The sequence below is a fragment of the Acinetobacter sp. CIP-A165 genome (assembly GCF_000367985.1).
Classification (GTDB): Bacteria; Pseudomonadota; Gammaproteobacteria; order Pseudomonadales; family Moraxellaceae; genus Acinetobacter.
Map to the genome: position 1 here is coordinate 584,164 of NZ_KB849201.1, position 22,906 is coordinate 607,069.

The 22,906-nt window shown below is 41.0% G+C and carries 26 protein-coding genes; 10 read left to right on the top strand and 16 right to left on the bottom strand.

The genetic code is table 11. The features are described from left to right. Positions 1-10: 10 nt before the first annotated feature. From der to F991_RS05515, 16 genes are all read right to left on the bottom strand, one after another. Entirely contained in the window at positions 11-1,420 is a 1,410-nt protein-coding gene (gene der, locus F991_RS05440) for a ribosome biogenesis GTPase Der (RefSeq protein ID WP_004669600.1), read from the bottom strand. Positions 1,421-1,797: 377 nt separating this feature from the next. Next, positions 1,798-2,940, bottom strand: coding sequence for an outer membrane protein assembly factor BamB (gene bamB, locus F991_RS05445; RefSeq protein ID WP_004669601.1), 1,143 nt, complete (start codon positions 2,938-2,940; stop codon positions 1,798-1,800). Next, entirely contained in the window at positions 2,940-3,638 is a 699-nt protein-coding gene (locus F991_RS05450; RefSeq protein WP_004669602.1) for a YfgM family protein, read from the bottom strand. The genes bamB and F991_RS05450 overlap by 1 nt, the downstream gene beginning before the upstream one ends. A gap of 24 nt (positions 3,639-3,662) precedes the next feature. Next, positions 3,663-4,955 (bottom strand): histidine--tRNA ligase, encoded by a 1,293-nt coding sequence (hisS, locus tag F991_RS05455; RefSeq protein ID WP_004669603.1) that lies wholly within the window; start codon positions 4,953-4,955, stop codon positions 3,663-3,665. A gap of 7 nt (positions 4,956-4,962) precedes the next feature. Next, on the bottom strand, positions 4,963-6,078 hold the full coding sequence (ispG, locus tag F991_RS05460) for a flavodoxin-dependent (E)-4-hydroxy-3-methylbut-2-enyl-diphosphate synthase (RefSeq protein ID WP_004669604.1): 1,116 nt from the start codon (positions 6,076-6,078) through the stop codon (positions 4,963-4,965). A gap of 22 nt (positions 6,079-6,100) precedes the next feature. Beyond that, entirely contained in the window at positions 6,101-6,892 is a 792-nt protein-coding gene (locus F991_RS05465) for a helix-turn-helix domain-containing protein (RefSeq protein WP_004669606.1), read from the bottom strand. Further along, a complete protein-coding gene (gene pilW, locus F991_RS05470; RefSeq protein ID WP_004669607.1) occupies positions 6,883-7,683 on the bottom strand; it encodes a type IV pilus biogenesis/stability protein PilW in 801 nt (266 codons plus the stop codon). Before pilW ends, F991_RS05465 begins: the two co-directional genes overlap by 10 nt. Positions 7,684-7,700: 17 nt before the next feature. After that, complete coding sequence (rlmN, locus tag F991_RS05475; RefSeq protein WP_004669609.1) at positions 7,701-8,936, bottom strand: dual-specificity RNA methyltransferase RlmN; 1,236 nt, start codon at positions 8,934-8,936, stop codon at positions 7,701-7,703. A gap of 121 nt (positions 8,937-9,057) precedes the next feature. Continuing rightward, on the bottom strand, positions 9,058-9,489 hold the full coding sequence (ndk, locus tag F991_RS05480) for a nucleoside-diphosphate kinase (protein WP_004669610.1): 432 nt from the start codon (positions 9,487-9,489) through the stop codon (positions 9,058-9,060). Positions 9,490-9,598: 109 nt separating this feature from the next. Next, on the bottom strand, positions 9,599-9,799 hold the full coding sequence (gene iscX / locus F991_RS05485; RefSeq protein ID WP_004669612.1) for a Fe-S cluster assembly protein IscX: 201 nt from the start codon (positions 9,797-9,799) through the stop codon (positions 9,599-9,601). A gap of 103 nt (positions 9,800-9,902) precedes the next feature. After that, positions 9,903-10,454: a phosphatase PAP2 family protein gene (locus F991_RS05490; RefSeq protein ID WP_004669614.1), complete on the bottom strand. Its 552-nt coding sequence runs from the start codon at positions 10,452-10,454 to the stop codon at positions 9,903-9,905. A gap of 24 nt (positions 10,455-10,478) precedes the next feature. Further along, on the bottom strand, positions 10,479-11,765 hold the full coding sequence (locus F991_RS05495) for a glycosyltransferase family 4 protein (protein WP_004669616.1): 1,287 nt from the start codon (positions 11,763-11,765) through the stop codon (positions 10,479-10,481). Between the two features lie 153 nt (positions 11,766-11,918). Beyond that, positions 11,919-12,758, bottom strand: coding sequence for a symmetrical bis(5'-nucleosyl)-tetraphosphatase (locus tag F991_RS05500; RefSeq protein ID WP_004669618.1), 840 nt, complete (start codon positions 12,756-12,758; stop codon positions 11,919-11,921). Further along, a complete protein-coding gene (rsmA, locus tag F991_RS05505; RefSeq protein ID WP_004669620.1) occupies positions 12,758-13,570 on the bottom strand; it encodes a 16S rRNA (adenine(1518)-N(6)/adenine(1519)-N(6))-dimethyltransferase RsmA in 813 nt (270 codons plus the stop codon). The genes F991_RS05500 and rsmA overlap by 1 nt, the downstream gene beginning before the upstream one ends. 65 nt (positions 13,571-13,635) lie before the next feature. Then, a complete protein-coding gene (pdxA, locus tag F991_RS05510; RefSeq protein ID WP_004669622.1) occupies positions 13,636-14,619 on the bottom strand; it encodes a 4-hydroxythreonine-4-phosphate dehydrogenase PdxA in 984 nt (327 codons plus the stop codon). Positions 14,620-14,706: 87 nt separating this feature from the next. After that, positions 14,707-15,342: a hypothetical protein gene (locus F991_RS05515; RefSeq protein ID WP_004669624.1), complete on the bottom strand. Its 636-nt coding sequence runs from the start codon at positions 15,340-15,342 to the stop codon at positions 14,707-14,709. 265 nt (positions 15,343-15,607) lie between these two features. On the opposite strand from F991_RS05515, the gene rplM reads away from it, so the two are divergent. The 10 genes from rplM to F991_RS05565 all read left to right on the top strand — a co-directional run bounded on the left by rplM (position 15,608) and on the right by F991_RS05565 (position 22,903). Then, entirely contained in the window at positions 15,608-16,036 is a 429-nt protein-coding gene (gene rplM, locus F991_RS05520) for a 50S ribosomal protein L13 (RefSeq protein WP_004669626.1), read from the top strand. A 12-nt stretch (positions 16,037-16,048) separates the two neighbouring features. Further along, positions 16,049-16,435, top strand: coding sequence for a 30S ribosomal protein S9 (gene rpsI / locus F991_RS05525; protein WP_004669628.1), 387 nt, complete (start codon positions 16,049-16,051; stop codon positions 16,433-16,435). Positions 16,436-16,568: 133 nt separating this feature from the next. Further along, positions 16,569-17,225, top strand: a complete 657-nt coding sequence (locus tag F991_RS05530; protein WP_004669630.1) for a glutathione S-transferase N-terminal domain-containing protein — start codon at positions 16,569-16,571, stop codon at positions 17,223-17,225. Positions 17,226-17,239: 14 nt separating this feature from the next. Then, positions 17,240-17,665: a ClpXP protease specificity-enhancing factor gene (locus F991_RS05535; RefSeq protein WP_004669632.1), complete on the top strand. Its 426-nt coding sequence runs from the start codon at positions 17,240-17,242 to the stop codon at positions 17,663-17,665. A 15-nt stretch (positions 17,666-17,680) separates the two neighbouring features. Beyond that, positions 17,681-18,340 carry a hypothetical protein gene (locus F991_RS05540; RefSeq protein WP_004669633.1) on the top strand — a complete coding sequence of 220 codons (660 nt, stop codon included), beginning with the start codon at positions 17,681-17,683 and terminating at the stop codon, positions 18,338-18,340. A 387-nt stretch (positions 18,341-18,727) separates the two neighbouring features. Next, the gene (locus F991_RS05545; protein WP_004669635.1) at positions 18,728-19,087 is read left to right on the top strand and encodes a roadblock/LC7 domain-containing protein; all 360 of its coding nucleotides are present in this window, start codon (positions 18,728-18,730) and stop codon (positions 19,085-19,087) included. A gap of 151 nt (positions 19,088-19,238) precedes the next feature. Next, on the top strand, positions 19,239-20,207 hold the full coding sequence (locus tag F991_RS05550; RefSeq protein WP_004669637.1) for a hypothetical protein: 969 nt from the start codon (positions 19,239-19,241) through the stop codon (positions 20,205-20,207). Between the two features lie 8 nt (positions 20,208-20,215). Continuing rightward, entirely contained in the window at positions 20,216-20,758 is a 543-nt protein-coding gene (locus tag F991_RS05555; protein ID WP_004669639.1) for a GTP-binding protein, read from the top strand. Between the two features lie 23 nt (positions 20,759-20,781). Further along, the gene (locus F991_RS05560; protein ID WP_004669641.1) at positions 20,782-21,201 is read left to right on the top strand and encodes a roadblock/LC7 domain-containing protein; all 420 of its coding nucleotides are present in this window, start codon (positions 20,782-20,784) and stop codon (positions 21,199-21,201) included. A 355-nt stretch (positions 21,202-21,556) separates the two neighbouring features. Further along, on the top strand, positions 21,557-22,903 hold the full coding sequence (locus tag F991_RS05565) for a sphingomyelin phosphodiesterase (RefSeq protein ID WP_004669643.1): 1,347 nt from the start codon (positions 21,557-21,559) through the stop codon (positions 22,901-22,903). Positions 22,904-22,906 lie beyond the last annotated feature (3 nt).

Consider the following 22,906-nt stretch of genomic DNA (forward strand, 5'->3'; position numbering starts at 1 on the left):
TTATCTTTGATTAACGCTTCATCTTCTTCTCAGCTTTTTTGAACTTCTGTACATAACGACGTTTACGTGCAGCAACACGCTCATCAACCATCGATTTACGACCTTCAAATGGATTGTCTGAAGTTTTGAAATCAACACGAACAGGCGTTCCTTCCAACTTATACACTTTACGGAACACATTTTCGAGATAACGGCGATAATCTGCAGGGGTTTTATCAACCTTATTACCGTGAACAACGATCGTTGGTGGGTTTTGTCCACCCATATGCGCGTAACGCATTTTAATTCGCTTACCACCAATCATTGGCGGTTGATGCGCTTCTGTTGCATCATTCAAAATCTGTGTGAGTTTTGCAGGTGAAACTTTCAAATGTGATGATTCATAAGCACGATGGATGGTTGGATACATTTCCCCCACACCAGTACCATGCAATGCAGAGATTAAATGTACTTTCGCCCAAGGAATAAAATCAAAGCGGCGATCAACATCCAACTTACATTGTTTACGGTCATATTCGGTCATGTTGTCCCATTTATTAATGGCAATCAACATGGCACGTCCAGCTTCAAGTGCATAACCAATCAGATGCAAATCTTGTTCGACCACACCTTCACGCGCATCCAGAACCACAACAATGACATGTGCATCTTTAATCGCTTGTAGCGTTTTCACGATTGAGAACTTCTCAATCATTTCATCTACTTTACCTTTACGGCGCACACCAGCAGTGTCAATCAAGGTGTATTTACGACCATCACGCTCAAACGGAATATAGATAGAATCACGTGTTGTACCAGGCTCATCAAATGCAACCACACGGTCTTCGCCGAGCAAACGGTTGACCAAAGTCGACTTGCCCACATTTGGACGACCAATAATAGCTAAGCGTAAGCCTGTAGCCTTATCATGTGCTTCATCGCTTTCATCTTCAGGAACATCAACCAAGACATCCTCAAGCATTTGCTGCACGCCACGTCCGTGACTGGCAGCCACTTGTAAGGGTTCACCCATGCCAAGCTTATAAAACTCAACCAAAGCAGCTTCAGCGTGAACACCATCCACTTTATTGGCAACGAGGTAGATTTTTTTGCCTAATGTACGTAGTTCACGTGCGATTTGTTCGTCTGAAGCCAATAGACCTGCACGGGCATCGACTACAAAAACGATAATGTCAGCTTCATTGATTGCAGTTTTTGACTGCTCTGCCATGTACGAGTCAATACCGCCTTCATTTTCACCGATACCACCCGTATCGACGACAATAAATGATTTATTTTGAAAAACCGCATCACCATATTTGCGGTCACGAGTTAAACCAGCGAAGTCAGCAACCAAAGCATCACGACTTTTTGTGATTTGGTTAAATAGCGTTGATTTTCCGACGTTTGGACGACCAATGAGCGCAATAACGGGTTTCATAAATTACCTTAATCTGAGTTAGATTTTTAAAATCATCATAACGGTGTCTTGCCGAATTCTCATCCAACACTTGGATAAGCCTTCAGTTGGACTTACTTTGGTTTTGCCCTGAGAAGCGTTTGAAGCTTCGTAAAGGCAAAGGCAGTTATCCATACTCCACAAGACTCAATTCTCATACCATACTCGCAGCACAGCTACTCGTCTTACACTCAGACAAAGCGTTGCTTTGTTTATCTTCGCTCAGGTTGCGGATGATCCTAACGAGTATCATATTTGGATTGAAAAAATTTATGCTGAAATTTAGATTCTATAAAAAATGCAGGGCATGGTATTTTGCCATGCCCTATTTTTTAATTTTACCACAAGCTTGGATAAAATTAACGATTCTGCCAAATGCTTAATGCACCTTTTTGAGTAGCGACATAAAGTTGGTTGTCGATGACACGTAATGTGCGGACATCTCCACGTGTTTTAGCGCGTCCAACCAAGCGACCAGTTGCAGGCTCAATCAGATGTAAAACACCATCTAAATCACCGACCACCAGATTTTGACCCAACATCACAGGATTACTTAACTTACGATTTAATAAGCTTTCATTCTGCCACACCAACTCACCCGCACTGAGATCATAGGCATTCAACTTACCATCAACAGTTGAGATAAATACTTTATCTTCTGATACTTCTGGACGATTAGTACTGCTCGCATCTTCGCTCCACACCACACGTTGTGTCGCTAAATCAGTAACAGTCACTTGCCCTTGAAAGCTCGTGGTCACTAAATATTGACCCGCAACCACTGGATCACCATTGATATCAATCAAACGTTGAATATCGGAACGACCTTCGCTGATGGCAACACGACGCTGAAACTGCGGTATACCGCTAATCACATCGATTGCATAGATATACGCATTTGCTGAAGCAATCAGTACCGTGCGTTCATCCAACGGTACAGGGGCAGCTTGTCCACGCAAGCTAAACTGAATATTTGGCAGCTTATATGCCCAAACCTGTTGTCCTGAAACTGCGTCATGTGCAAATACAGTTCCATCATTTGCCAGTGTAATCACCCGCCCCAACTGTATCGAGGATGGAGATAAAATCGCACCAGACAACTGTTTTACCCACTTCTGCTCACCAGTGCTTTGGTCTAAAGCAAACAATTGCCCTTTACGATTACCAACGACAACAATCCCTTCACCTGCTTCAACACCAGCAGTTAGCTCTTGTTTGGTTATCTTACTTTTCCAAAGACGCTGTTTGTCTTTATAAGCTGAAACTTGTCCATCAGGATCAGGCGTAAAAATCACGCCATTGTCCGTATCCAACTGCAAACGTATTGACTCAGCTGCATTGGTAGAGGAAACACTTTGTGAAAAAACAAGGTTTAAACTCTGTTCTTGCGTGATTTTTGGCAATGGGTTTGGTTTCACTGGCTTAACTTTATTACTCGAACATCCAACGAATAAAGCTGAGGCAATGGCGATTGCCAATGGTAGTTTTAGTTTATTCTGCATTAAGACTCATCCACATTGGTATCTAAGATCGGGCGCTCAATTTCAGGATCATCTACTAAAACGCCAACACTTTCGAGTTTAATTTGTAAAAGCTGACGCTCTTTTTTGCGTTCGATCAAACTATCCCATGCACTTTGATAGGCTTTACGTGCTGATTCAGTATCTTTCTTCGCAACAAAAATATCACCGCGAAGTTCGTCTACTGTCGCTTTAAACGTAGGCTCAGTCACATTGGCCAGTGTTTTTAAGGCTTCGTCATACTTTTTCTGAGCGAGTTGTGCATCGGCTAAACGTAGTTTAACAATTTGTACTAAACCAGCATCTTTGACTGCTGAGTTTTCGACTTTCTTTAATGCTTTTTCCGCAGCGGCATAGTCATCTTTATCATAAGCCAACTTAGCTAACAGGAATTGTGTCTGGATTGCATGTACCGAATTTGCATCTTCTTTCACAATTTTATCTGCTGATTCAGATATCGTCGCAAAAGCATTAGGCTGACCTGCCAGCACATTGGCTTCATCCATCAACTTTTGTACTTTCGCCGTTTGACTCTGCGCTTCAGCAAGCGTTTTCTTTTGCCAGTATTCCCATCCGAAAAAGGCAATCAAGGCAATGAGAATTCCGCTAATGATTGCAGAACCATATTTTTTGGCAAACGACTTAAATTGGTCGAATTGTTCATCATCACTTAAACTCATGTGATTGTCCTTTTCCTAAATATTTTATTGTTTAAATTTCTCGATAAAAAATGGGGTCAGCGCCGCTATAGCAACTTGTGACTGCTCTGCAGTTGCAAGCTCCTTCACCAAAAGCTGCTGTGATTCCCACTCGCGCTCACCCAATATCACCGCATAGATCGCACCCGACTGATCCGCCTTTTTCATTTGGCTTTTCATACTGCCTTGAGAACCTGTTTTAAGGCGAATTGGACTATTTGCAGCTTCGAGTTGATCACGAATTTGCTCAGCCAATAACAATGCTTTGGCTTGATAAGCAGGCTCAGCCAATAAGAACACTTCACAGTCGCGTACAACCTTCTCTTGTTCTACTTGCTCAAGCAACAGCAACAAACGCTCCATTCCCATCGCGAAACCGACAGCAGGTACAGATTGATCCGCTTTACCTTTTAACTGCCCAACCAAACCATCGTAACGACCACCCGCACAGACTGTCCCTTGTGACCCCAACATCGTTGTCGTCCACTCGAAAACTGTCTTGTTGTAGTAATCTAAGCCACGCACCAATTTTTGGTTAATCACAAATTCAATGCCAGCATCGGTTAAGTACTGCTTCAATTGTTCAAAGTGATTGATGGAGTCTTCTTTCAAGAAATCATGCAATTTAGGCGCGTTTTCTAAAATCTTTTGCGTTGATTCGCTCTTAGAGTCCAAAATACGCAATGGATTGGTGCTGAGACGACGTTGAGAATCTTCGTCTAATGCTTCTTTATGTTGATTCAAAAACTCAACCAAAGCTGCGCGATACTCTGCTCGTTCGTCTGTTTCACCCAAAGTATTGAGCTCTAAACAGACTTTGTCTGCGACACCCATGCGCTTCCACAGACGTGCAGTCATTAAAATGAGTTCAGCATCGATATCAGGAGTTGCCACACCAAAGGTTTCCACACCGAACTGGTGGAACTGGCGATAACGGCCTTTTTGCGGTTTTTCATAGCGGAACATTGGCCCAACATACCAAACACGTGGTGTTGCACCACGCAATAAGTTATGTTCCAACATTGCGCGTACACAGCCCGCTGTGCCTTCAGGACGCAAAGTTAGTGATTCTGGCGGTGTTCCTTTGTCGAAAAAGGTATACATTTCTTTTTCAACAATATCGGTTGCATCACCAATAGCACGCTTAAATAAACCCGTTTGCTCTACGATAGGCAGACGAATTTGTTGATAGCCGTAAGCATCCATTAAAGATGCAAGTTGTTGTTCCAGACTTCTCCAAGCCGCAGTTTGCGTTGGAAGGGTGTCATTAAAACCTTTGATCGCGACGATTGAACTCATGACCTACTCAAAAACTTGTACGAATAATTTCTTTAGATTTGGCTTCTTCAATCTCTTGAACACGCTGACGAACCATGGTCTCTATTTCATCAACCAACTGATTGGTGTCAATTAAATGGCTTTTTTCACCATTTCGATAGACCAGTGAACGCGGCGACGCACCAACGATACCAATATCGGCTTCTTTGGCTTCACCCGGACCATTCACTTTACATCCGATCACAGATAAGTCCATCGGTGTACGAATATCTTCTAAACGTTCTTCTAATGCTTGCATCACTTGAATCACGTTGAATTCTTGACGTGAGCAACTTGGGCAAGCAATAAAGTTAATACCATTTGAGCGTAGACCCAAAGATTTTAAAATATCAAAACCAATTTTAATTTCATCTTCGGGTTCAGCAGCGAGCGAAATTCGCATGGTATCGCCAATACCTTCCATCAGTAATCCACCAAGTGCGATCGCTGATTTCACTGTACCTGTGCGATAAATCCCTGCTTCCGTGACGCCTAAATGCAATGGGTTATCAATCTGTTGTGACAACAAACGATAGGCATCCATGGTTAAAAACACATTGGATGCTTTGACACTAATTTTAAACTCATGAAAGTTTAAACGATCGAGGATATCAATATGACGCATCGCAGATTCAAGCAAAGCTTGACCTGTTGGTTCACCATATTTCACTTGTAGATCTTTTTCTAGCGAACCAGCATTTACCCCAATACGAATTGAAATATCATGATGTTTGGCAGCAGCAACGACTTCACGTACTTTCTGATCAGAGCCAATATTACCAGGGTTAATCCGCAAGCAATCTGCACCATAATCCGCCACAGCCAATGCAATACGATGATCAAAGTGAATATCTGCCACTAAGGGCACAGAAACACGTTTACGAATCGCACCAAACGCCTCTGCTGCTTCCATTGAGGGCACAGAAACACGCATGATGTCTGCACCTGCTTCTGCACAACGCTCGATTTGCGCGACAGTCGCATCCACATCACAGGTTTCAGTATTGGTCATACTCTGAACACTAATCGGGGCATCACCACCGACATACACCGATCCCACACGAATTTTACGTGTTGGGCGGCGCTTAATTGGGTTCACGATCATCGTATAGCTCTACCTTTCAACATTAGCGAGACAAACGGAATTCAGCTTTACCATTTACAGTATAAGGACGCAAGGAAATCTGTTCTTGATTTAAGCTGAGTGATACAGCAGTTGCATCATCCAAACGGATTTGGAATGGTGATTCACCAGTCAACGTAAGCGTCGATGCTTGGCGACCAGTTGCCAAAACTTTAGCGGTTGAATCCACAATATGCACGGATGTTGGTCGGCTAAAATTCAATACAAGCTGATCACCTGATGTTGTAACTGCATTCGCCATTGGAAGAATTTCAATATTTGAATTGGTGATTTTTGGCACATCGATATCATCTTTGCTGCTTGATGACCAATTTTGCACAGCAGTAACTGCTAACCAACCCAACAAACCGACAATCACCAGAATCGCAATACGCTTTAACCATTGACGATTACGGACACTGTTTGAACCTGAAAGCTTCCCCATGATTTTAATCGGTGAGTTATTCAAAGCATGGCTTGCTTTTAACCCAGTATCATTGACATAGATTTCGTCAAAACGGTGAATTATAGCGCTCGCATCTGCATTTAAGTACTTTGCATAAGCGCGATAATAACCTTTGATGAAGGTTGCTTCAGGCAACGAGGTATAATCGTCTTTTTCTAATGCCGTCAAGGTTTTGACGGGCATATTCATTTCACGCGCAATCTCTTCAAGTTCTTTCTTTTGTGCAATACGAATTTGACGCAAATACTCACCAGGTCGTTGAATATTTCCCAAAGTTGACGAAGGAGAGTTTGAGCCAGTTGGCTGATGTGAATTTGGATTTATTTCCATACGGCCTCAGTACTGTACTGTAATTGCAAATAACGTTGATATTCTAGACTTTCTGGAAACAAAGCACGCAATTGATTGACTAACACTTGCATTCCCAATTGATCCGCATTCGCTCGAGCTATGCGTATACCCAGCCAAAGCGCACGTGCACCTTGGTTTTTTTGTCCCACATTACGAACATATTGTTCATATAGTTGTGACGCGTCTCTATTGTTTTGTTGCAAATAGAAAATTTCCGACAACTCTAACATTGAAATGGTTGCATTTCGATTTGCTTGTAGTGCCTGTTTGAATGATTTTTCAGCATTCGCAACATCACCTATGATTAGATAGATCCGCCCTAAATTTTCCAACGCCTGAGAGCGTTGATCATAACCTAAGGTTGCACCCGCACGGGCGAACTGCTCAATCGCTTCATTATAACGCTGCATTTGATACAAATATGTACCGTAATTATTACGAGCTTGTGCATTGTTCGGTTCAGCAGAAATTGCGCGCTTAAAATAGGCGTCCGCTTTTTCCATATTGAGCTTACTGCCCTCTTGTTGCAGTAAAATGCCCATCATCATATTGGCATTTGCATCACGGGAATTGATTTTTAAGGCTTGGTCAAGTGAGCGTTTAGCAGCATCAAGATCACCGTTACGAATATATTCTGCTGCTAACTGGCTACGAACCTGCACGGCCTTTTCAGGGTTTTTGGTCGATGATGTGGTTTGGCAAGCTGTTAAACCCCACACAGCAAGTACAACTGTTGTCGCTATAATCGTTTTTAGTCGAGTTGTATTCAACGCTTTATCCCCAAGTATTATCCTTGTGTGCGCAAAATTTCTTGTCGTTGCGCCACTTTCTTTTTCCACTGTTCGGCGCGACGAGTACGGTCAGCAACTTGTCCCACCAATTGTCCACACGCTGCATCTATATCATCACCACGTGTCTGACGAATCGTACACACAAATCCTGCATCAGACAAAGTTTTTTGGAAAGCAATGATGCGATTACGACTAGAACGTCCATAAGGCGCATGCGGAAATGGATTAAATGGAATTAAGTTAATTTTACTCGGTAAATTTTTTAACAACTTGACCAGTTGTTGTGCATGCTCTGGATGATCATTGACCCCTTCAAGCATGACATACTCAATAGTCACATGCTTACGTGCACTTTCATTGCCATCTTTGGCCAAATATCGCTGACACGCAGCAATCAATTGTTCTAATGGGTATTTTTTATTAATTGGCACCAGTTCATTGCGCAACTCATCATTCGGCGCATGCAATGAGATCGCCAATGCCACATCAATATCTTGTATTAACTGATCAATTTTAGGAACAACACCAGAAGTTGATAAAGTCACACGACGTTTAGACATGCCATAAGCAAAATCATCCAACATCAAGCGCATTGAGCTGAGGACCGCATCATAATTTAATAATGGCTCACCCATGCCCATCATCACCACATTGGTCACAGTACGTTCCCGTTCTGCCACAGGCACTTCTTCCATATAGGAATAATTGGCCATCCAAAGCTGACCAATGATTTCCGCAGGGGTTAAATCACGTTGGAAACCTTGTTTACCTGTCGAACAAAATGAACAATCTAATGCACAGCCCACTTGAGAAGAAATACATAAGGTCTTACGAGAGCCTGTTTTATCTTCCGCAGGAATCAAGACTGTTTCAACGAGCGATCCTTCACCCTCTCCTACTCGGAACACCCACTTACGTGTCCCATCTTTTGAATAGTTACGATGAACCACTTCCGGGGCTTTAATTTCACAAATTTTTTCGAGTTTTTCACGCAATTTACCTGAGATATTGGTCATCTCAGCAAAATCAGTCACGAAAAATTGATGAATCCACTTCATGATTTGACCGGCACGAAACTTTTTTTCGCCCATGTCTTCAAAGAATTTTTCGAGTTCAACTCGCGACATGCCAAGTAAATTTACTTTATTGTCGGCAGCTTGAACGACAGGCGTAGTGAATGACTGTTGTTTTTCATCTGAATTTTCTGATGAAACGACGACTGCAGAACTCATGTGAATTTACCTAAACAATATCAGCGCTAGAAAACACTGTGCGTTATTTGCACAATACAATCTATAAAAAATAAAAAACCAGATAAGTAGTATACCACTTATCTGGCTTGAATACTTTGGATTAACGAGTGCGTGGGCAGATCTCGTTATCAGCAAAGAAGTAAGCGATTTCACGCTCAGCAGAAGCAACTGAGTCAGAACCGTGTGCAGCATTTTCATCGATGCTTACAGCGAAATCAGCGCGGATTGTACCTGGCGCTGCTTCTTTAGGATTTGTTGCACCTAAAATTTCACGGTGAGCAAGAACAGCATTTTCACCTTCAAGAACAGAAACAACGACTGGACCAGAAGTCATGAAAGCAACTAAGTCACCAAAGAAACCACGTTCTTTGTGCTCAGCATAAAAACCTTCAGCATCAGTTTGAGAAAGTTGTTTCATTTTAGTTGCAACAATTTTCAAACCTGCCTTTTCGAAACGAGCAAAGATGTCGCCGATGTGGTTTTTAGCAACTGCATCTGGTTTTACGATAGATAACGTACGTTCAATCGCCATGATTGGCTCCTATTATGGTCTAAACATTAAAAAATTTGCCGCATTATACCGATGTCATCATGAATAATCAGCTTGAATCTGTAAAAGTTCAACGATTTCGGATGAATTTCTAACGAACCTCATCCAGCCATGCCATCTGAATCGCTTCAAGCAAACCTTCTGTTGATTTCGTTGGGTCATCACTAAAGTCAGGCAAAGCACATACCCACGCATGAAGATCGGTAAAACGGATCCATTGCGGATCCACCTCTGGATGTGCTTCGACCAATTCAATCGCGATATCCATGGTATCTGTCCAACGTAAGCCCATATAGCAACCTAAGTAAATAAATATGATTAGTGCTACTTTAACAAATCATCGGATTTAAGCGGTAGTATTCTGTTGCTAAATTCGCTCGCAAGCGCTTATAAGCCTATAAAAGGATATTAAAGCTTGGCGCGAGTAAAATGATGGCACTGGCAACCGACGCACCAATCATCGCCCCCACAATCACATCACTTGGATAATGCAGCCCTAGAACCATCCGAGACAATGCAACAAGCAGGGTAAATGGTAGCATCAGTATCAGTAAAATCGGCTGAATATAACCCAATGTAATCGTCAACATGACCGCATGTAAGGTATGCCCCGATGGAAAGCTAAAATGATCCAATGGTCGCTCACCCAAGACAATGACTTGATGGACTTGATAAGGTCTCGGACGCGTCGTTTTATGTTTTAAAAATTTATAAATTGCGGTACCAAGCAAACCCGCTGCAATCAAATACAGAATTTGCAGACCGTAAGCCATGCCTTGCATCGCCCAGACAGACAACAACATGACATACCAAAATGGACCATCGCCCAAACGACTAATCGTTTTAAAAAATAAGGCAATGCGTTGTGACTGGGAGAGATGGTTAAGGTATAAACACCCTTTTAAATCAAGATCTAACATTTTTATTTTTGCATTTTGAAAGTTCATAATTTTCTCCTATTTGAGAATACTTTAGGTAGAGCGCATAGGTGACTCCTTCGCTACCTGATAAAGTGCTTGTTCTAATTGTTGTACAGGAAATTGCCAACTCGATTGTTGTACGCTTTCACTGGCGAGTAAGCCCATTTGTCGCAACTGCGGAAGCGCAGGTAAATGGCAAATGGATTGAATTAAATCGGCTGTGTTCCCTAGTGGACTCAACCATCCCGTAATGTCCTGTTTGACATGCTGATGTGCGCAAACGTAATCATAAGCCACGACAGCTAAACCACTGGCAATCGCTTCGAGTACGACATTGCCAAAGGTATCGGCTTGGCTTGCAAAGGCAAAAACATCCGCACTTGCATATGCAGCCGACAATTCACGACCACTGAGGCTACCCATAAAAATCACATCTTGCGAGGTAGTTAATTTACTTAAGCGCACGCGATCAGGGCCATCACCGACGATCACAAACTTAAAATTTGTGCCTTGCTGTGCCTGTAGCGCATGGAAACTTTTAATCAATACGTCTACTTCTTTTTCTGGCGACAAGCGCCCCACATACAACATCACCCGCGTATCAGCATCAGCACCCCATTGTTGGCGTAATTGTGCTGAACGATGTTTTGGTGAGAATTTTGCAGTATCCACACCGCGCCCAACCACCACCAAGGGACAGGTCACACCAAAGCCACGTAAGGCTTGCTCGGTATATTGACTTGGCACACAAGTCACATCAGTGCTGTTATGGAACCACGTTAAATAGCGTTGAATCGGCTTTACTAAAAAGGCCAAGTCAAAGAAGCGACTAAAGTCATGAAATGCAGAATGAAATCCACTTGATACCGCGATTTTTTTAGATTTAGCGGCTTGTAAAGCGGTCAATCCTAAAGGTCCCTCAGTCACGATATGCACCACATCTGGCGCAAATTTTTCAAATGCTTTTGAAACCTTTAAATATTGTGGCCAACCAAATTGAACGCTTGGGTACTTTGGGATGGGTTGTGCAAGAACAAAGCATTCCTGATCAGGATGAAATTCTGTACACACGCCTTTCTGTGTAGGACGAACCAATAAAATCTTATGACCTAGACGTTGTAAACCTTGGCATAACTGCATCATCGACAAAGCCACGCCATTAATTTCTGGCGGCCATGTTTCAGTTACAATTGCGATTCTTAAACGAGGACGAACCAAATTTTGAAGTTCAGATAATTCATTTTGTTGATCTTTAAGTTGTTTCCTTTTAAAGTAAAATTTTATACTTTCGGGAAACTGATCTTGCTTTAATAGAGATGTCGCGTATGTACTTTGCATATCGCCATCCATTTGTGTCGTTATTTTCATGCTTTAAGCTTATAAAATTTTTTTGACACTTTAATGATCAATAGATGACAGTTTTTTGACAGTGTTAAAATAAAAAAGCCCTCTCCCAAACTGAGACAGAGCTTAAAAACACTCAATACTTTATTAGTTCAATGGATTATCCACTGCAAAAAGTTGCTCATCCTCCAAACGGTAAGCAATCAATTGCTGCCCCCAAACACAACCACCGTCAACACTCTGAATTTTTGAACTTATGGTTTTGCCGTGTAAAGCCGCCCAATGTCCGAAAAGAATGTGGTGTGTTTGTGCAGCCTGACTTTCAAAATCAAACCAAGGCAGAAACCCTTCTGGCATCGGCGCGTCTAAACCATCTTTAAAACTAAACTCAAGATGACCATCCACATCAGTCAAACGCATGCGAGTTAAATAATTGGTAATACAGCGCAGACGCGCCATACCTGTTAAATCCTCAGACCAAACATCTGGTTGTGTACCAAACATTTCTGCCAAAAAATGATCAAGCACACTTAAATCATCATGACCAACAACGTCTTGTACTTCACGCGCATAGCGTTCAGTTTGCTGAGCATCCCACAACAAAGGAACACCTGCATGCGTCAAAATCGTGTGTTGATTTGGCAATAAACATAAAGGTTGTTTACGCAGCCAGTCAATCAGTTCATCACCATCAATCGCATCAATGATATCTTGCGTACCATCTTTGTCTTTGATTTTTTTAAAACCGCGTGCGCAAGCAATTAAGGTCAAATCATGATTACCTAAAACAGTTGCAGCAGCACCCCGATCAGCGAGCTTTTTAACAAAGCGTAATGCGCCAACCGAGTTTTCACCCCGCGCAACTAAATCACCAGCAAACCACAAAAAGTCTTGATCGGGATCAAAACGAATTTGTTTCAATAATGCTTTAAGTGCCTCGAAACAACCTTGCACATCACCAATGACATAGTTATAACGCTTTGACATTAAGACACCATTTGATCAGATAACGCGACGAACTGAGCCAAGCTTAACGTTTCTGGACGCGCCATCGGATCAACACCTGCTTTTTCAAAACCATCTTCAGCTAACATTCCTTTCAAGCTATTGCGCAAAGTTTTACGACGTTGCGTAAAAACATGTCCGACCAATCTTGCTAAAGCTTTTTCATTATTTGCCACAATCGGCTTGGTTTCATAAGGCTCCAAACGGAATACGGCAGAAGTTACTTTTGGCGGTGGATTAAATGATCCTGGCGGTACTTCAAATAAAAATGTCGGTTTGCAAAAATACTGAATCATCACCGACAAACGACCATATTCTTTGGTATTTGGCACAGCGGTGATACGATCCACAACCTCTTTTTGCAACATAAAATGCATATCTTTGACTTTGCTACCAAACTCCAAGAGATGGAACAATAAAGGCGTTGAAATGTTATATGGCAAATTCCCCACGACACGAAGTGGACGACCTTCTTGAAACAATTGAGAGAAATCGTATTTCAATGCATCCGCTTCAATAATCGTCAAACGCTCAGGATGTGGTACACGCGCAGGTAAGCCTGCTGCCAAGTCGCGATCTAGCTCAACGACAGTCAGAGCATCACATTCACCAATGAGAGGCGAGGTCAATGCAGCCAAACCAGGACCAATTTCGACAATATTTTCGCCCGTACGCGGATTTACAGAGCGTACAATTTTGGCAATTACACGTTGATCATGTAAAAAGTTCTGACCAAAACGTTTTCGAGCCTGATGCCCTTCATCTTTAGGGTTTAGGGCATTAATTTGATACATATATTTATACTCAATATTTCAAACTTAATTCTCCCCTCGTTGATATAGAGGAGGGTAAGAAGTGACTAAAACTTCGCAAGGGAGGTTCGAGCTAAATCAAGGGCTAAATCGACTGCTACATGCAAACTCGATGATTTTGCTTGCCCAGTGCCTGCAAGAGAAAGAGCTGTACCATGATCGACTGAGGTTCGAATAAATGGCAAGCCTAAAGTAATATTTACCGCTTCACCAAAGCCCTGTGATTTTAACACAGGTAAACCTTGATCGTGATACATTGCCAAAACAGCATCTGCATCTTTAAGATTTTCAGGGGTGAATAAAGTATCTGCGGGCAAACTCAAACTCATATCAATGCCTTGTATACGATAGCTTTCCAGCACAGGATTGATGACTTCAATCTCCTCTCGTCCCAAATAACCATCCTCACCCGCATGAGGGTTTAATCCACACACTAAAATTCGCGGCGCTGCAATTTTAAATTTTGTTTTTAAATCATGAATCAGAATATCAATCACTTGATGCAAGCGTTCTTTGGTAATTGCATCTGGGACATCCCGTAAAGGTAAATGCGTGGTAGCTAAGGCAACGCGTAATGTTTTGGTCGCGAGCATCATCACGACGCGATCAACACCTGCAAACTCTTGGTAATATTCAGTATGACCACTAAAGGCAATACCTGCATCATTAATAATAGACTTCTGCACGGGTGCTGTGGCAATGCCCACACTCGCGCCTGCCATTGCATAATCTGCGGAACGGCGCAATTGTTCCAATACATAGGCAGCATGTGCTGGATTTAATTGTCCCAATTCAACTGGCTCAGTCAAAGGCACATGCTCAACAAAGAGCTGTCCTGTTTCACTCGATTGACGCTGCCCTTGATATGGGATTAATTCAACAGAAATTTTCAACTGATCAGCGCGCTGCTGCAACATGTCCCTATCCGCGAGGACCACAATCGGACGCTCATCCACTCGCTCTGCCAAAGCTAAACAAATATCAGGTCCAATGCCTGCTGGTTCACCAGAAGTGACATATAAAGGAAGCATACTTACCGCCAATCATTGATGATTTCTACTTAGTGTAACCAAAATCTAAAATCAGCTATAGCGTTTCCTTTTTATAATTCCCACACATTATTCGCTGCTGGTATTTTTAGGTAAATTTTGCGGCACTAAATTCGAAGGCGAAAAATGTGGGGTTCGGGTCCAAGGGTTAATTTTTGATGGTGTTTTTTTCTCTGTTTGCACAACCTCAGTTAAATCCACCTTTTTCTCAGTCACAAGAACCGTGCTACTTGGCTTCTCGACCAGCGGATTGGGCGTGAGCTCTTTCTTTTCAACGATCTGAACGTGCTGGACAGGTGATGCTTCTTTTTTATCTAGTGGCGGCGTAACGGCGATCACAGAAGTTGGAGGTGAATAAGCCGTTGTCGGCATCCCTTGCTTCACTATGGTTTGGGTTGTTGGTTGAGACTGAGTTGGTGGTGCGACCACGCCTGTAGAGGGTGATTGAAGATGCGTCTGATCCACAGGAATCTCGATTGCTTTCATTTCGGCAGTGACTGCCATCGCAGGGTCGACATAACCATTGCCACGACTTTCCAAAACCTCAAGCTTGCGACTGGTTCCCTCTCTAGGCTGAAATTCTGAATAATTGGTGACACTGCCTTGATCTACCCATTTATAAAGCCGTCGCGCATTTGTCTGTGCTGAACAAACGCAGATTAATATTGTAACTACAATCATTTTTGTAGAAGACGACAACTTCATCAAATTCCCCAAAAGAAGAGGTTAATACTTCTATTTATTTCAATTAATTAATATAAAATCATAGGGCAAAGCCACATTTGTCACAAGGCAAATAATAGAGCTTAAAATTAAAGTCCTGTTATTGACCAAATCAGTCACATTGCAGCAAATTCTAGTCTCTTGAGTGAATTATTGTTGTGCGTGTTTATAAATTCATGTAAAATTCCGTCTCCTTTTGTTTGGACAGATTCCACCGTCCAAACCAACTATAATAGGTAGTGGTTTAATGAAAACTCTCAGCGCTAAGCCTGCTGAAGTTCAACATGACTGGTATGTTGTTGATGCTTCTGGCAAAACTTTAGGTCGCCTTGCGACTGAAATCGCTCGTCGTTTACGCGGTAAGCATAAAACGTCTTATACTCCTCACGTTGACACTGGTGATTACATCGTTATTATCAATGCTGAGCAAATTCAAGTGACTGGTAAAAAAGCACTTGATAAAAAATATTATCGCCATACTGGTTTCCCTGGTGGTATCCGTGAGACTAACTTCGAGAAGTTAATTGCTCACAAACCTGAAGCAGTTTTAGAAAAAGCTGTTAAAGGTATGTTACCAAAAGGTCCTCTTGGTTATGCAATGATCAAAAAAATGAAAGTGTACGCTGGTACTGAGCATCCTCATACTGCTCAACAGCCACAAGTTTTGGACATCTAAGGGATACAGCACATGGCTACTAATTATGGTACAGGTCGCCGTAAGACCGCAACTGCACGTGTTTTCTTGTCAGCTGGTACAGGCAAACTCGTAATTAACAATCGTACTCTAGAGCAATATTTCGGTCGTGAAACTGCTCGTATGGTTGTGCGTCAGCCTTTAGAGCTTTTAGAAGTAACTGAAAAATTTGACCTTTATATCACCGTTAAAGGCGGTGGTATGGGTGGTCAAGCTGGCGCGATCCGTCACGGTATTACTCGTGCATTGATTGCTGCTGATGAAGATCTAAAACCTGCTCTTCGTCAAGCTGGTTTCGTTACTCGTGATGCTCGTGAAGTTGAACGTAAGAAACTTGGTTTACGTAAAGCACGTAAGCGTCCTCAATTCTCTAAACGTTAATCGTTTTTCGAATTGGACAAAAAACCTCGGATTTCTCCGAGGTTTTTTTATTTATAGTCACGATGATATTTCATGGATGCTTTTTCTGCGGTTTTTTAGTATGCTGAACCGTTTATATCTCTAGCTTTGTAATATGTCGTCGGTTGAGAATACCCCAGTTCAGGGCATTACCCTTTATAGTCATGCAGATGATTTCCGTTCACACTGGATTCGCTTGTTATTAGCAGAAAAGCAAATCAAATATCATCTAATCATAACCGACCATGAAGATGAAGATTTAGCAGATCTAAATCCATACAATCAACTCCCGATGCTGATCGAACAAAATCTAAAATTATTTTCACCAAATGTAATTGCTGAATATTTAGATGATCGCTACCGTCAAAACAAATTATATGCTGATGCCCCAATGACGAGAGCCGAGCAGCGCCAATATATCTGGCGTTTTGAACAAGACTGGTTCAAGCTCGCTGATCAAATGTTAAGACATAGCGATACACTCGACCCAAAGCAAAAGCAAAAAGCACAAAAAGAACTTAGAGATACCCTTATTTCCCTAACACCGCTGTTCCAACATTACCCCTTTTTTATGTCTGAAACCTTTTCTATCTTAGATTGTATGCTCGCGCCGATTTTTCTGAGATTAAAAAGTATGGGGATTGAACTACCTGCACAGCACTGCCGACCTATTTTCTTGTATTGTCATCGTATCTTTAGCCGTCCATCGTTCACTAAATCAATGACAGCCCAAGAAAAAAACAGCTACAATGAATTGATTTCTACGATTTAATAAGTTTTTCAATTATGTCTGAGCAAATAACTTTTACACCGACACGCCCATATCTTGCTCGTGCCATTTATGAATGGATTTGCGATAATCAACTGACGCCTTATTTACTGGTCGATGCTACACAGCCCCATACTGATGTTCCGCTGCAATTTGTCAAAGATGGTCAAATTGTTTTGAATCTTGCACCACATGCGGTTCATCAGCTAAACATCAGCAATGAAATGATTTGTTTTTCTGCTCGATTTGGCGGCGTAGCAAAAGAAATCTATGTGCCCATCCAGGCTGTATTGGGTATCTATGCAAAAGAAAATGGACAAGGTTTATTTTTCGATCCTTCTGAATATACTGATATTGAAGTCACCACAACAGCTCAAATAGATGAAACAAAGCAAAAAACTGAACCAAGTAAAAAGAAACCTTCTCTTAGAATTCTAGATTAAACGAGGATATCCCTGATGGCATTTGACTTAGTTCAATATTTTTCTGAACAAATTAAAATTCAAAAACCACAACTTTTTAATCAATATTCTCAAAAAGAAAAGCAACTTCATATTGACGAGATCAATGCGCTTGCGCTTGGTCGATTGATTAGCCTTTGGAAACAGAATCATCAAAAGCTGTATCAGGAGGTTCAAAACTCTGATCCACTTTATATCCAAGAAATCACACGACACCTGACCACCTCAGCGCACAACCAATCAACGCTCAGTGCCTCAGAATTAGAAACCAGTCTCACTGAGGTGTTATCGTTACAATTCGCCGAATTAAAACAATTAGACCAAACAGGAAGTTTTGGTTTAGCAGGTTTAACAGAGTTACTGTTGGGTCAAATTGAGCACTTATCTGGACAAGCCGAAGACTGGGTGTGGTCAACCAATCAGTTAACCGAATTATTAGGCTCTAAGCCCGTTGAACAAGAAGAAATCTCTCTTGAAGCAACCATGCAAGAATTTAATCAATTGGTTCATCAAGCACAACCAAATGCGCATGATGATACCGTATTGGAAGCTACTCCTCCGCTCACACCGACTTGGTCCTATATCGCTGCTCCGTTGGTGGCATTGCTTATTTTGATGATTTTATATTGTGCTTACAGCCAATTGGTTTATGTTTAAACACCTTCTCTCAGATAGAGAAAGCTGAATAACTTTCTCTATCCCTTACCAAACTTGCACACACTTTAGTTTATTTAATTATTAATTTAAGAATTCTAATTAAAACACTTTTACATTTATTTACAATACAAAACCCCCAAAAAACCACATCATTATTGTGAATAAAATCACATTTACAACAAAATATAATCCTTAATTAATATTATAATCCGTTTACTTGACAAAAATTGTCAATTCCTAACATTTCCATTATTTAAATTAGGCTAAAGCATGATTGATTTAATCAAATACTCTCCTATAATGAAATTAAGTACTTTTGAAAACCAATTAAAACAAAAGTAACTTATATAAACTTATAAACAAGAATGTATCAGTAGAGATAATATCATGGCTAAAATTTCATTAGAAAGCTTATCAAACATTGATGGTTTCGTTGCAGCAGCATTAGTAGACACAGAAAGTGGCTTAGCGCTCGCAACTCAAGGTGGGGGCACAATTGATTTAGAGCTTGCAGCTGCAGGTAATACTGAGGTTATACGAGCAAAACGCCGTGTTGCTAACTCATTGAAACTAAACGATGATATTGAAGACATTTTAATTACACTAGGTAAGGCTTACCACCTCATCCGCCCATTGGAAAGCAATGGAAATCTATTCCTTTATGTTGTACTAGACCGCAGTAAATCCAACCTTGCAATGGCTCGTCATGAACTCAAAACGTTTGAGAAAGAGTTAGACTTTGCTTAATTAGCAATAGCAAAACATTTAATATATTAGACTTCCTATATCTATTTTTATTTTAGTTAAAATTAAAAATAATATAAGAGGTCTAATATTAGTCTTTCTAAAAAGACTAATTTTGCTCAGTCCAATATTTTACCATTATTAAAGTGATACTATGAATGGGCATTGCATTAATATCGCGATTTCAGGTATAAGTTTAAAAGTTTCAGATGAGTTAAAATTAGAACTTAGAAAAACAATACCTAATGAGTTTGGCATTAATTGGATTAATATTGCCGATCCAAATATAGACTTATTATTAATAAATGAAAACTTTTTCGACACCGAAGGTATCCAACGCATCTTAGAACAAAAACAACTCCCTTGTTTAAAGATTTCAAAGGGACAAGGTTCTTGCCACATAGAAGAACACAACACACTTTTTCTACCCTTCCAACACACGGATGCACTCAAGAATTGGATTCATCTTCGCCTTTTAAGTTATTTGTCTGATCAACGAATGCAACAACCAAAAGTGGAACTGGTCTCAACACACAATGCCATCAATCAAAAGTTTTTAACAGAGATGTTAAATCCAGAAAATGCTCGTCTGCATCTTTTTGATGATCACGGGACTTTAGCGATTATTGATACACGCAGCCAAATTGCTTGGCTAGAACCGACACGTACCCATACACAAACCAACCATAGTTTTAATTATGAATTTGCCACAACGTCCGATTTCACCAAAGTGTCGCGGAAAGTGGAATACAACTTACAAGACTGGTTATGGAATCTTTTTTGGCATTCTGTCGAGTTTCAGCGCCTCGCCCCTAGCGAAAATGAGTATTACAAACTCGATTTTTGGCCACAGCCTGCTCAGCACAATGATCGTAAAACCATCCTACAACTATCAGCATGTTTTATCCAAGGTGCTCAACTTGGTCAGGTTGCCACACAATTAAAACTACCGATTCAAACAGTTCAACAATTTATTTCTGCTTGCATCGTTTCGAGCAACGGCGGCATCGTCTCGGCTTCAGAAAGCCATTATTTACAAACAGAGACCGCTGAACAAACGACTGAGCAACACGGTTTTTTAAATAAATTTTTCGGCAAAATTAGACGCCGTTTTGGTCTTTAAGGAATGACATGATACTTCAACAATATAAAATTGTTTTCGCAGGAAGTATGGGTTCAGGGAAAACTGAAGCGATCAAATCTCTCTCGGAAATTCCAGTACTTGCCACGGAAGCATTCAATACAGATACCCAAGCGCATAATAAAGTAGAAACGACTGTAGGGATTGATTACGGCGAGATCACACTTGATGATGGCGTAAAAATCGGTCTTTATGGCACGCCAGGGCAAACACGTTTTGACTTTATTTGGCCTGTCATTTGCCAAGGTGCACTGGGTGTGGTCCTACTGGTCGATCACAATAGTAAAGTTCCACTTGAAGAACTTGAAGGCTATTTAGATCGATTTAAAGACTACACGCAAAACATCTCGATTGGTGTTACACATGTAGATGAAAACAAAGGACAATCCACGTCAATCTATAGAGATTGGTTAATCCAAAACAACTATCAATACCCACTATTTTTTATAGACGCCCGCAAACAAGAACATATCCTGCTCATGATTGAATCACTGATTGCCACACTAGAAGTCAATTTAAAAGCGACCAATTAATCACTTTATAAAAGAGAAGAATTATGCTCAGTATTCCCAGCCAACAACGTACCGCGCCAAAAGAACTTATTCAGTTTGCGAAAGCGCAAGCCAACGATATTTTGATCAATATTCGAGGCATTGACTACATTATGCTTTGCTCTACTGATGGTTTTGAGCTTGCTTCGATTTATAAAAAAAACCCATATAACAGTAGCAAACTGGCAGCGGTAAGCAGCTCAATACTGGCGATGGTCAGTGCTTTTCTCAATGAGATCCAACTCACAGGATGTCAAAGTATTACCTTAGATGCAGAAAATGGCAAAGCGATACTGACGGCGATTCCCTCTCCCCATCACCCAATGGTCATGGTGACGTTAAGCAATAAAGATGTTCTTCTAGGGCAATTGCTATATAGCCTCAAACAAGCCAGTGCAGCCATCAGCGCAGCAGATCAAGCTTAATCCTCTCATTTACTTTACTCAATCTGTCAGGGGGCAATCTCCCTGTCAGATTTTTTTATTTGTATATCAAATCTATCAATAGATAATAAATTTTCATATTCGAACCCACACCTCCCATCAAATTTATCGCAACAATCAAAAAAATTAGCGAATGACTATTTCAAAATCATCTATATAGATTGCTTTTTCCTGAATCAGACGAACGGTTTAAAAATTACATGATTTAGCAACAAAATTTTATTATGATAATTTGCGAACAAATAACAACACTAATTTTCAAAAATGAAAATCAACAAGATTGCTTGATTGAAGCTATTCATCAACGCAATGCACTATCAACAAGGAGAAACATTAAATGGGGCTGAAAAATATTAAATTCAGTGTAGCAACAACACTACTGTTGGGTACTTTTGCCATGCAAGATACACTGGCAGATTCTTATGTGTTCATTACCAATACCACACCTGAAACTGTATCAATACAAGTCAACCATACTGGTAGTCAAACATTAGAACAAGGAAACCAGTGGGCACAAGAAACAACTCAAATTGCGCCTTATGAAACCAAGCGTGTGCTGCGCATGAATCGTTATTCAGGATTAAAATCTGGACAGACTTATAATTTTGATACGATTGTTTCAAGTGGAAATTCACAAGTAACATTCAAACAATCGATGACAGGTACTTGGTCTGGCAGCACCATTAAGCATGGCATCCAAACGGCATCTACTACATCACCTTGGTATACTGATCGCAATGTTCATCGCATCAATACCACTTATGCAGGCTTGTCGGCACAGGCTGCGGTTAAAGCCGTATATACAGGCGGTTATGATGATTTTCATTACACCATCCATCAAAACACTGTCCAAGAACCGATCTCAAGCAGTGCAGATGAATTAAAAGTACTGTCCTATAACATTTACGCACTGCCCATGGTTGCAAGTAAAATTAGTGAGCGTTTAGCAGAACTTCCAAATCATTTAAATGGTTATGATGTGATTTTAATGCAAGAAGCATTTGCATCATCTCGTACAGGGATGTTGAATCAACTGGCACAACAATATCCATATCAAACACATATCCCAGTCGGTTCAGGTTATAACTTATTTGATAGTGGTCTCGTGATCATCAGTCGTTATCCTATTGTGAAAACAGCACAACAGATTTATCCAGATTGTACAGGGACAGATTGTTTTGCGGATAAAGGCGTGTTGTATGCCGAAATTATCAAAAATGGTAAAGCCTATCATGTGACCTCAACGCATACCGCATCATTTGATACCACAGAAGCGCGCGCCCTACGTCAAGTTCAATTTCAGCAAATTCGTCAGTTAATCAACCAACAAAATATCCCCAGTTTTGATGCTGTATTGATGGGCGGAGACTTTAATGTCAACAAGCTGTTATGGCCGCAAGATTATCAAGACATGCTTACCAACCTAAATGCGACAGCACCCGTCAGCACGGGTTATACCGAATCTACATTTGATCCTCGTATTAACAAACTCGCTGGTGCAGCAGGTTCAGGTGGCACAACGGTTGAATATTTGGATTATGTGGTTTCTTCAAATACACATCGCCAACCGATTCAATCGCGTAATGATGTTCGTATTTTACGTTCTACCGCAGACCCACTGTTTATGACATGGGATCTTTCTGACCACTTCCCTGTGATGGGACACTTTAATTACAATCCATAAAAC